Below are 11,220 nucleotides of genomic sequence, written 5' to 3' on the forward strand. Positions count from 1 at the left end.
GGGAATGGGTTGACGATCACCGATCCTCCTCAACGGGTTTCAGCGTGCACAGCTGAGACTTCCAGGTCGGATAGCCCATGATCGGCTCCCGACTTTCGGCACGGCAATCGGTGAGCAGGTTGCAATTCCCTTCTCCTTGCCAGCCGTGGGGCACCAGGATGACACCATCGGCAACCCGATCATCCACGCGGGCGTTCATGCGCGCCTGCCCGCGATCGGTCTCCACGTAAACCGGCTGGCCCTCCCTGATATGATAATCCGCCGCTGTTGCCGGTGACATCTCGGCGACCGGAGCGGGTCGATACTTACGCAATCCGTCGATATGGTGCATCTGGCTGGCGGTGTAAAACAGATCCCGCTGGCCGGTGGAAAGGATCAGCGGATACTTTTCACCCAACTCCTCCCAGCGCTTTCCCTGGGGGCTTTTTTGCGGTTCGGTGTAGGTGGGCAGCGGGTCGAATCCCACGTCGGCCAAATCCTGACTGTAGATCTCGATCTTGCCTGACGGCGTGCGCCACATGCCATCCTCGGTCTCGTAAACCTTCTCCTGGTAGTAATCGCCCTGCGGTTGCTTCTGATGCAGGTGATCGAAATCCAGCTCGCAGGGCTGCAACAGATCTTTGACCAGTTCCTTTTCAGATGGCCAGTAAAAGACATCGCGCATGTTCATGCGTTCGCACAGCCCTTTATAAAGGTCGAGCACGCTACGGGACTCGCCCACCGGTTCGATGGCCTGTTCGCGAATCATCAGGTAGGGCAGGCAGTGGCAGACATTGTAGTTATAGGCGATACTCCAGCCTTCCAGGTAACTGGTCGCCGGCAGGATGTAGTCGGCCAGGGCCGTGGTATCGGTCATGAACTGCTCGTAGACCACCAGCAACGGGAGTCGCTTGAAGGCCGCCTTGAAGGCATTGGCATCGGGCATGGTCACCACGGGGTTGCCCCCCAGGACCATAAACCCCTTGAGCTTGTCGGGAATGTTCTCCGGTACCATGGAGACGATGCCGTAAGGGCTGGTGCGTCCACGAAGTTCATAGAAGAGGGGATATTTGTCGGTTCCCAGGGGGTGACCACCGCCATTGGTGGGCAGGAAGATATTTTTCAGGGCCAGGCGCGGGCTGAGCACCCAGCCGCCGGGGACGTTGATCCCGCCGACAATGGTCTGCAGGATCGCGATGGCGCGGTTGGTCTGGGTGCCGTTGGCCTGCTGATCCTGGGTGCAGGTGCCCTGGTAAATCGCCGCCCCCTTGGTGGTGGCGAACAGGCGCGCCAGCTTGCGGATGTCATCGGCCGGGATCCAGGTGATTTTCTCGGCCCATTCCGGCGTGTAGGGCTGCACATGGGGAACCAATTGGTCGAATCCCAGGGTCCAGCGATCGATGAACGCCTTGTCGTAGAGTTTTTCATTGATGATGACATGCATCAGTGCCAATGCCAGGGCGCCGTCGGTGCCGGGTCGGATCTTCAGGTACATCTCGGCCTTGTCGGCCAGCTTGATCCGCTTGGGGTCGATCACGACGATCTTGGCGCCGCGGCGCAGATTCTTGGTGATGGCCAGGCGCAGGGGAAAATCGGACTCGTTGGGGTTATGCCCCCAGAGAATGTAAAGATTGGAGTCCAGTTCCTCCACCGGATATTTACCGAAGGTGATCTGGCGACAACGGATGCGCATCCGGTAGCAAATGCTTTCCACGGAGAAATAGTTGGGCGATCCATAAGCGGCCCGGAAACGGTGGGTCAGCGCCACCATTTCAAAGTTCTCGACCCCCACCGACCCACAAAAGAAACCCAATGCCTCGGGGCCGTATTTTTCCTTGATGTCCATCAGTTTGGCGGCGATTTCATCCAAGGCTTGGTCCCACGAGATGGGCTTGAACCCGGTACCGTCCTTTTTAAGCGGATGGCGCAAACGACTGGGGTGGTAGATATGGTCGATGGTGGCGCGTCCTTTTGGGCACAGATAGCCTTTGTTCAATGGGTGGGATGACTGCCCCTTGACGCTTGTCAGTTTGCCGTCGGCCACTTCCACTTCGATGCCGCAACTGTGGTAGCAAAGGACGCATCCGCTATAGAATTTTTTGGTGTTGGCACGCATTATGGACGATTCCTCCTTCATGCAATGATTAAGCGGAGTAGGGGAGATGATTGACTCGATCTTGGGATGTGACCCCGCATCCGATGAATTCGTTCGCGGCGAAATGCTAGGTTGGGTTCGAATAGAATGGGCATGAATGTTTTTATCTTTGCGACCCAACACATACAGATAACCGTTGGCGTCGATATAGCGACATCCCCGGTATGAAGCCAACCATCTTGGAGGGTCTGGCGCGTCAATTCCGGTTGTTTCCAATAGCCGAGCATGATGTTGCGGCTTTTGACGACAATCTCTCCAATTTCTCCACGTTGTAACCGACGGTTGCGGTTGTTCACGATTTCCAGCTTGACACCGCTTAACGCCCTGCCGGCACTGGCCAGCCGATCGGAGCCCGGCCCCTCCAAGATATGATCTTCCGGATCCAGCGCGGTGACGCTACAGCCCGCCGTTTCCGTGCTCCCATACCATTGTACCAGCGGTTTCCAATATTTCTGGATGCATTCCAAAAGGTTGCTGGTTTCGAAGAACGCCCGGAATAGGTCATCAGTTTCAAACTGGAAATATTGTAGCGTTCGAATGCGGCGTGCCGGTGAAGCCAGTTAAATAGCACCGGCACAAGATTGATATGTGTACAGCGCTCATTCTGGATCAATGCGAGAATTTCTTCGGCATCCACGTTGCGGTTGATAACGACCTTGCCGCCGGCCATGAGCATGCAAATCGCGTTGACCACTTCGGTATTGTAAAAAGGCAGAACACAACATCCCACGTCCGTTGGACGAATCTTCATGAGCGCCGACATGCTCAATGCCGAATGCATCACGTTTTGGTGCGACAGCATGACCCCCTTTGGTTGTCCCGTCGTCCCGCTGGTAAACACCAGCATGGCCATCTGGTTTTTATTGACCTTTGAAATCGGTTCATCCGCCGGTGCCTGGTCCAACAGGTCCTCATAGAACAGAAAACCGTTTCGCCGGTTTTGCAGCGTTATCCAATTGGGAACCGTCGGTGTGATGCTTCGGATGGCGTCGGCGCGGTCTTCTTCATCTTGCCCGATAAAACAGCAGGTTACCTCGCTTTCTGCGATGATATGGCCGATTTCGTCATTGGAGAAAAGGAAGTTCAACGGAACGACGCAAAGCCCCAATTTGGCTGCGGCAAAATAGATTTCCAGATACTGATGCGAATTCTTCGATAAGACGGCAATGCGTCCGTCTGGCGCGGCGCCCAAGGCCTGAAGTGCATGGGTAAGCCGGTTCACCCGCTGGTTTAACTCACGAAAAGTCAGTCTTTGTGTGGCGTATACGATGGCCTCTTTGTTCTCAAACCGAAGTGAATTGCGTTTGAGCGTGTCTGCTATAGTTTGCATCCGTACCCCCATTTTTACTTTAACGAACCTATTGTTAAGTTAAAAAAATCAAACGCATGCCCTTTCATCAGGGAATCATTGGGCCACTTTAAATCGGACATGAAGGGGAATGGTGTGAATTGCCCTGTATGCCAATCGCCGGAACGCCCTGGCCTCTGCCATCAAGATGCATACCCGGTACAGCCATCGATAGTAGAATTTCGGCAAGACAACCACCGCCCGAAGCGGATATAGCGCTCCTTCGGACCAGTAATACAGCCGTATGAATCGCATTCGATAGGCTATTCGCTTAACCGGCAATAACATCAATTTCTTTAATCGATTCATGCTGTCCTCCCATCTGCCATTCGGTATGCGTGATCAGATCGAGTGGAATTCGGTTAATACACAACCTATTGAATTCGATAATGATATAAGTTAGCGAGGGGATCATGCCAGTAGAACCTGCAATGTGTATAAAAAAATACGATCCTTTCTTTTATTGAATCCTAATCAGTATATAATGTGGATACATGACGAAAACAATCTGCAGAAATGACTATTTTGGATTAGTGAGAAGTCACTATAAGGCCGGGTAATACAAGATGGGGCTGTCGGGGCTCGGAGAAGAACGGATTGGATTACGGATAGGTTAGATTACGGATATGCGATTCACTCGCATTGTCCGGAACAATGGGATAGGGGAGACGTATGTGTTATTCGTAGCTATCGGTGGTATAGCCCTCCTGAATCGCATACTTCACCAAATCGGCGGTTTTTTTCATTTTCAGTTTTTTGATGATATTGGCGCGATGATTATTGACGGTATAAATACTGATGAATAATAGATCGGCAATCTCCTTGCTCGCCTTGCCTTCCGCAATCAGTTTGAGGATCTCTTTTTCCCGGACGGTCAGGGTCTCTTTATGCGATTTGGCCCCGTTCCGATAGACCCTCAGCATCTCCGAGGTGAGCTCCTTGGAAAGGGAGTTTGAAATATAATGTCCGCCATTACGGACACACGTGATCGCGTCAAACAATTCGTCGCCGGTGGATTCTTTAAGCAGGTACCCATCGGCTCCGGCCGCCAGTGCATGCTGGATGTAACAGCGTTTTTTGTGCATTGTCAGGATCACGATTTTGATTTCGGGATGACTGCTCTTGATTTCCCGGGTTGCCTCGATGCCTCTGAGCCCTTTCATCGAAATGTCAAGCAGAATCAAATCGGTTTGCTGCCGTTTCAGCAGCCTTAAAAGCTCGAGCCCGTCCGACGCCTCGCCGACAACGCACAAATCGGGTTTTTCCTGAATGATGTGTTTGACACCGTCTCTCAAAATAACGTGGTCATCAGCCAAAACTATACGATAGGAACTCATCGTTGCGTTCTCCTGCGGTGATTGGAATATTGAATGCGAGACGGCACCCAATGCCGACAATGCTAAATACTTCTATCGTGCCGCCCAACATCCGCGCACGTTCTTCCATCGCGGTCAGTCCCAAGCCGGCCTTGACGACATTTTCCTCCGCGTTACGGTCTCTGACAAAACCTTTCCCGTCATCGGCAATCTGGATGTCAACGGCCTTCTTTTTTCTTTCGATTTTGATCCAGACCTTGCGCGCCAGGGCGTGTTTTTGAATGTTGTTGAGGGCTTCCTGAAAGATGCGGTAGATCATGGTCCGCTGTTGCAGGGTAAATAGAGAATCTATTTTTTGCGTTTCAATGGAAACGATCAGTTTGCTATGGAGAGCAAAATCTTCGACCAACATCGCGATGGATTCGTCAAGCCCCAGATCTTCGATACATGTCGGACACAGTTCCTGGGATATGCGGCGCACATTTTCGATAATCTGATCGACGTAGCGGTTGGCGCCTTCACATTTTCCTTGTAAATGGGATTGGTCCGGCGGTAATGTTTTTTGTATGCTGCGCAGTTGGAGTTTCAGGACGGTGAGGTTTTGGCCCAGTTCATCGTGGAGTTCCAAGGCGATACGGCGCCATTTTTTTCCTGGGCATCCAGAAGATGAGAAGACAGCGAGCGTAAATTGCGCTCGGATTCCTTCAGTTTCTCTTCGGCGACCTTGCGCCGGGTGGTGTCCATGACAATGCCTTCGATATACCGGGGTTGGTTGCCAAGATCACGCAACACCACCCATCGATCATACAGCCAGCGATACGTTCCATCGCTTTTCTTGAAACGGTATTCGACCTCGCCAATACCGCGCTCCAGCGCTTCCTTAGCCTCGCGGCGGACCCGCTCGCGGTCATCCGGATGCAATCGGAGCAACACACTTTTTGACGTGATCTCCGATGCATCGGCCCCTTTCGATCCGAGCAGTTCGATGATTGAGCGGTTAAAAAAATGAAACCGATGCGTTTTTACATCGTAGCGGTAAATGCCACTTTGCAGTCTCTCGGCAACTTGCTTGAATTCATTAAAGATAGCAAGCGCATTGGCCTCCTTTTTTCTGTAGTCGGCCAATTTGGACTGCAAATTGGAAAGGATCTGTCCTAAGTCGTCATATGTCAGCGTGTTGCTCATTTCAGACCGTTGGGAACCGGTACCCGTCCCCCTTTGCTGATGTTCCATGATCCGCGCCGCCTTTCAATACCTTATAATAATCCATTTTTATCGAAAAGGGTTGTAAATTATGCATAATTCATAAAATAGTGAATGATAATCATATACCATTATCAAACTTAATGGTAGGTCAATCCCATGACGGTTCCGTTATCATCAATAAATCCAACCGATACATGACGTTTTGTCAGCACGATAGCCACCAGGTTAGAGTAAGCGTTCCCATATCGATGCACCCTCCATGGGAGCATAAAACAAAGATCTTGAAGGTGAAAGCATATTTTTTAGCTTGACATAATTTTACTAGTATTATTAACCTAATTCATAAAACTAAATACTAATCATTAAATAAGAAGCAGTTTTCAAACTATCTTTTAGGCAACCGGAAGCCATTCAACACATCAACAAAAAGGAGTATAAAATGCCAAAATTGGGTATCGAATTCGATGAAGCCGCACAAAAGAAACTGGAAGTGCCGCTGGGCAAGCGGGAGATCTATCCCTCCACAGGTAAATATGTGGCGGAAATTCTACGCGAACAGGGGGTGACCATTGCCTGGGGCGTTCCCGGCGGCCATATTTGGCATTTTGTGGACGCGATTTCGCGTATCGGCATCAAATTGATCATTTTCGGACACGAACAAAATACGGTCTATGCTGCTGAAGCATACAGCCAAGTCACCCAGAAACCGTCGGTGGCCTTCGGCACCGTCGGTCCGGGCACGGGCAACGCCTTCAGCCCGATGCAACAGGCTTATCTCAGCAACACCCCCATCATTTACCTCGCCGGCGGGATCGAACAGGAACACGACCATCTTTACAACACCATTCAAGAGAGTATTTGTTCCGAGTTTTTTGCCCACATTACCAAATGGGCCCAGCGACTCTTCTATCCCTGGTCGGTGAAACAGTTTCTGACAAGGGGATTCCGCGTGGCCCAAACGGCACCCATGGGACCGGTGGCCTTTGAACTGGGTGTCGACTGCCTCTTCATGAAAGACGAAGCGCGTGAGCATTACTGGGGCGGCTTTTTCTCCCAGCATGCCGACTACGTACCGAACTGGCGCCAGGAGGAAACCACCAGCCGGATCAAATCCGGGGCCGACCCGGATGCCATTGAAAAAGCGGCCAAAGCCATTTTCGAATCCAAGAAGCCATTCATCATCCTCGGCGACTACGGTGCTTGGGATCAGGCCACGCCGGAGATCGAGGAATTTATCAATCTTACCAAGATTCCGTTCAACACGCGTCGTTTGGGCAGGGCCGCGGTTAGCGAGAAACACGAGATGCACCATCGCGGATTTCCAAAATTTCGAAATGAATTCGATATGATGATCCCCATCGGGCTTAAGGTCGGATTCTTCGACGGATATGCCGGCGGGTGGCCGGAAAGCGTGCAGATCGCCCCGGCCGATGAGTATGTATGGACGTACGTCAAGACCAAGGCGGCGTTGGTGGGCAACACCAAAACCGTGATGAAGCAGTTGAATGAGTGCATCAAGCGCAACGGGTATGACAAAATTTCCCGCGAACGCGAAGAGTGGGCCGAACGATGCAAGAAATCGATGGCCGAGGCCATCGAAGCGCGGACCGCCCGTGCCTATAAATATGGTCCGGACCATCCGCGTTATCGGGACAACAATTTTCTCCATCACGGGTATATGTCGCAGATGATCCGTGAAGTAAACGAGGAGCTATACGGCAGCGCCGTGCGTGTTTCCATCGACGGTTATACGATGAGTGATTTTGTCATGCCGTACCTTCAGTTTACGCGGCCGGCGTCCTGCCTGACCTCCAATGACAATGCCGGTGTCGGCCACGGTGTCGGCCAGGCCATCGGGGCGGCCATCGGCGATTTGGAAAATGGCTCCCGGATACCGTTTCTGGCGCTGATGGGCGATGCGGGAATGATGAACGCGGGAATGGATATCCATGTTGCCGTCATGTATAAACTGCCGATTGTCTATCTGGTGACCAATAATGGCGGTTGGATGCCGGGCATGAAGTATCCGTGGTATGGTCCCAACTGGGATAATCTCGGTGACCAAGATGGCATCGAGAACGAATGGCTGGGGATCAAGCAGTTTGGTGAGGAGCGTCCCGCCGATATGCAGCACTTCGATCAACTTTCGAGGGTGTTTGGCGGGTTGGAGGGGGTTGTCTGCAACCGTTCCGAAAATTTCAAGGAGCAACTCAAGCAGGCTTACAACACCGCCGAGAAGAGCGGCCCGGTCGTCTTGGACTGCACCGTGGACCGCCACCTGGTCAACAAGGCCGTTATCGGTCCGGTGTATACGCTGATGTATGCCCACCTCCCGTGGGAAGATCTTCCCTTGCGGGGAAAACACTCCCGCCGGTCGGTTCTGAAACGGTGGTTCCCCGAACTGCAGAAGCTGCCCGAGATGCCCATTTTCGATTCATGGGAGCCGATCACCGAGAAGGAATATGGCTACGCGCCGAAGGTTGACTGGGTCAAATAGTCGAACCTCAATGCGGCACCATTGCGGTGGCCGCGAAAAACAACCACGACATCGTCATGGGTTGATGACCGGAATCCGGAAACGGCTCCGGTCATCAACCGGAATTTCCGACGGCAGGGGAGGAAAAAAATTGACTTTCTTAGGCGATTTTCAACCGGGTCGGGTCAGGGAAGCGTTGCTTCGGCGCAGCATGGTCGTGTCGTATGTCCGGCAATTGTTCAAACGTTCCGACTTCCCGCAGGAAATATTTATCGCGCTGGCCGATAGCACCGTTTCGAGTGTCGGGGATATCATCTGGGCCAATTTGGACAATGAACACCTCTACGATTTTATTCCCATGCCCTGCATCGACCAGCTGGTATTGAATCTGCCATCCAAGACACAATTCCTCAAGGCCATGGGGGCCGAGAATCTTGAAACGGTTGATCCCGTGGTGGAGGAGAACTATTGGCAACAGTATTCGTTCAATTTTGCAGACAGCATTGAAGGGGTGAAAATTTCATGGCACTGACCCTCCAGCGCTATTTCGCGCTCAGCAATGACGAATGCATCGATTGCGGCTTTTGCCGTGATTATATCGACTGCAGCCTGAATACCGATGGGTGCATCGGCTGCGGCGCATGTGTCGTGGCCTGTCCGCAGTCAGCCCGCACCTTGCGCGCCAGAGGGTCGGAAGCCGCGGCTGATGAGAAAAAAGTCAACCGCCGCAATGGCGGATTAATCGATTGCATGATCGATGGGGTTGCCCATCAAGTCCGGGGCCCGCTTTCCGTTTCCGCCGCACTCGCACAGTTGGGGATCAGGCCAGAAACCAACGCATCGACCCCCAAAAACCATTCGGCCACCTGTCAAACCGGTGGCTGCTGGGATTGCGCGGTCCTGATCGATGGTGAATTGGCCCGCAGTTGCATCACCCCCTTGCGCAGCGGCATGCAAATTGTCAGTGATCCCCGGGCCGTCGACCAGGCGGTGCCCAAACGGGTCGTTACCATGATGCGGCCGGCACCCCATCGGCATCCATCCATTTTTACGCATGGCTGCAACTATCGATGTGATTTATGCCACAACTGGGATCTGACCTTCTCCTCAACCGCCAATGCCCTGACGCCGCAACAGGCGGTCGCCCAGCTTGCCCTGCGCCCTGAAACGGACAAATGGATCGGTATCTCCGGCGGCGAACCCACACTGAACCGGAAATGGCTGGTGGAAACGGTGCGGGAGATCCGTTTGGCCGCACCGCAAAGCCGCATTCAACTGGATACCAACGCCTCGCGGCTTACTCCCGATTTTTTTGACGAACTGGTCGAAGCGGGGATGACCGACTTTTCGCCGGATTTCAAGGCGTCCAGACTGGAGACCTTTTCCAGGATCAGCGGAATTATCGACACGGACGAGGCGCGAAGGTATATGCAAACCGTCTGGACGGCCATCTGCCATGCCCATCTCCATCACGCGGATTCGGTTTTCATGGTTGTGAATATTCCCTGCCACCCGCTGATTCATACCAAGGGCGAGCTGCAGGAAATGGCGGCGGCCCTGGCTGGCTTGGGGCCGGAAATCCCCGTTTCACTCACCGAATTGCAACCGGCCTTTCGCTCCCGGCATTACCCGCGTTTGAACCGCCAGACCATGGAGACCGCCGCCGGATTTCTGGAAGAAAAAGGGCTTAAGCGGATTATCATCCAGGGCGGGGAAGGCATTCCCCGGGCCGTGGATCCAAACGAATTGATGCAGAGCGTGGAAGATTTCTGATGGGTATCGAAGATCGAAAGATGCGGGAGCGGCGTCAGCGAAAGCAGCTCATTCTCGCGGCGGCCAAGAAGGTGGCGGCTGTAAAAGGATTTCGCAAGACAACGATGTGCCAGATCGCCCGGGAAGCGGAAATCAGCCCGGGAACCATTTACCTCTACTTTAAAAACAAGGAAGAGCTGTTCAGCTCATTGGTTTTGTACCCCCTGCAATTCATCGAGCTGAGTATCCGGGATATCTGGCGGACGCATCAGAAAGAGAATATCGAAAAAAAGATTGTTGCCCTGCATCGCGTCCTGATCGAAGCCTATCAGTTCGACCCATTGATATTTGCCAACATGTTTCATTTACTCTCGGTTGAAAAACTGGATTGCCTCACGCCGCCCGTATTATCCCAGGTCAAACAGATTTTCCGAGATATTCATAAGCATTTAAACGTTATTTTTTACCATGATAAGGTTAAAACGGAATCGATCAATCCGTTAGAAGGCATGGAGAACCTGTTTTTTGTATTGTTGTCGGGTATCGTCATCTGGTCGAGCATCCGGAATCAGTTATTCGAGGAGGATACGATCGGTAATTATTCGGAAAGCTGCAATGCCGCGATTGACTTGTTTTTACGGGCGTCACAAACCGCCCTGAGTTGCGCGCCCACGGGGCCATCCCATTAGCTTGTCACCGACGATGATGCCTTTTTCAACTTCCATACGCTATGAATGGCGGTTTTTTTCTCACCCCATCATTTCAATAACACCCGATTACAGTTCCATCCCCTTACCCACGGTCAGTTTTCCTCATGCGCGTTAACCATCTGTTTTCATCAGATCACCGACTTAAACCCATAAATGGATGACCCCATGTTTTTCATTGATGACAAAAAATGTGCACAAACTCGAAGGATACGAAGGCAGCGGCACCTTTTCCCATGGCATCCATCCACCGGAACGAAAATCGATTTCCAAGGATGCGG

10 protein-coding genes are annotated in these 11,220 nt (G+C 52.4%); 4 read left to right on the forward strand and 6 right to left on the reverse strand.

Annotated elements, in window-relative coordinates:
- Positions 1 to 16: 16 nt before the first annotated feature.
- From JCM12296_RS13555 to JCM12296_RS13575, 6 genes are all read right to left on the reverse strand, one after another.
- A complete protein-coding gene (locus JCM12296_RS13555; protein ID WP_054693871.1) occupies positions 17 to 2,095 on the reverse strand; it encodes a molybdopterin-containing oxidoreductase family protein in 2,079 nt (692 codons plus the stop codon).
- A 17-nt stretch (positions 2,096 to 2,112) separates the two neighbouring features.
- Complete coding sequence (locus JCM12296_RS50470) at positions 2,113 to 2,430, reverse strand: hypothetical protein (protein WP_422698732.1); 318 nt, start codon at positions 2,428 to 2,430, stop codon at positions 2,113 to 2,115.
- A 20-nt stretch (positions 2,431 to 2,450) separates the two neighbouring features.
- Positions 2,451 to 3,464 carry a class I adenylate-forming enzyme family protein gene (locus JCM12296_RS44450; RefSeq protein ID WP_054693874.1) on the reverse strand — a complete coding sequence of 338 codons (1,014 nt, stop codon included), beginning with the start codon at positions 3,462 to 3,464 and terminating at the stop codon, positions 2,451 to 2,453.
- 695 nt (positions 3,465 to 4,159) lie between these two features.
- The gene (locus JCM12296_RS13565; protein ID WP_054693877.1) at positions 4,160 to 4,819 is read right to left on the reverse strand and encodes a response regulator; all 660 of its coding nucleotides are present in this window, start codon (positions 4,817 to 4,819) and stop codon (positions 4,160 to 4,162) included.
- Positions 4,791 to 5,426 (reverse strand): sensor histidine kinase, encoded by a 636-nt coding sequence (locus JCM12296_RS13570; RefSeq protein ID WP_054693879.1) that lies wholly within the window; start codon positions 5,424 to 5,426, stop codon positions 4,791 to 4,793. The genes JCM12296_RS13565 and JCM12296_RS13570 overlap by 29 nt, the downstream gene beginning before the upstream one ends.
- Positions 5,384 to 6,031 carry a PAS domain-containing protein gene (locus JCM12296_RS13575; protein ID WP_054693882.1) on the reverse strand — a complete coding sequence of 216 codons (648 nt, stop codon included), beginning with the start codon at positions 6,029 to 6,031 and terminating at the stop codon, positions 5,384 to 5,386. Before JCM12296_RS13575 ends, JCM12296_RS13570 begins: the two co-directional genes overlap by 43 nt.
- A 412-nt stretch (positions 6,032 to 6,443) precedes the next feature.
- Here JCM12296_RS13575 and JCM12296_RS13580 point away from each other — a divergent pair, with 412 nt between their 5' ends.
- From JCM12296_RS13580 to JCM12296_RS13595, 4 genes are all read left to right on the forward strand, one after another.
- A complete protein-coding gene (locus JCM12296_RS13580; protein ID WP_054693885.1) occupies positions 6,444 to 8,501 on the forward strand; it encodes a thiamine pyrophosphate-binding protein in 2,058 nt (685 codons plus the stop codon).
- Between the two features lie 130 nt (positions 8,502 to 8,631).
- Entirely contained in the window at positions 8,632 to 9,012 is a 381-nt protein-coding gene (locus JCM12296_RS13585; protein WP_157067598.1) for a hypothetical protein, read from the forward strand.
- On the forward strand, positions 9,003 to 10,253 hold the full coding sequence (locus JCM12296_RS13590; RefSeq protein WP_054693891.1) for a radical SAM protein: 1,251 nt from the start codon (positions 9,003 to 9,005) through the stop codon (positions 10,251 to 10,253). Before JCM12296_RS13585 ends, JCM12296_RS13590 begins: the two co-directional genes overlap by 10 nt.
- Positions 10,253 to 10,921: a TetR/AcrR family transcriptional regulator gene (locus JCM12296_RS13595; protein ID WP_054693893.1), complete on the forward strand. Its 669-nt coding sequence runs from the start codon at positions 10,253 to 10,255 to the stop codon at positions 10,919 to 10,921. Before JCM12296_RS13590 ends, JCM12296_RS13595 begins: the two co-directional genes overlap by 1 nt.
- The last annotated feature ends 299 nt before the right edge of the window (positions 10,922 to 11,220 follow it).

This window comes from Desulfosarcina cetonica JCM 12296, from assembly GCF_001311845.1.
GTDB classification, from domain to species: domain Bacteria; phylum Desulfobacterota; class Desulfobacteria; order Desulfobacterales; family Desulfosarcinaceae; genus Desulfosarcina; species Desulfosarcina cetonica.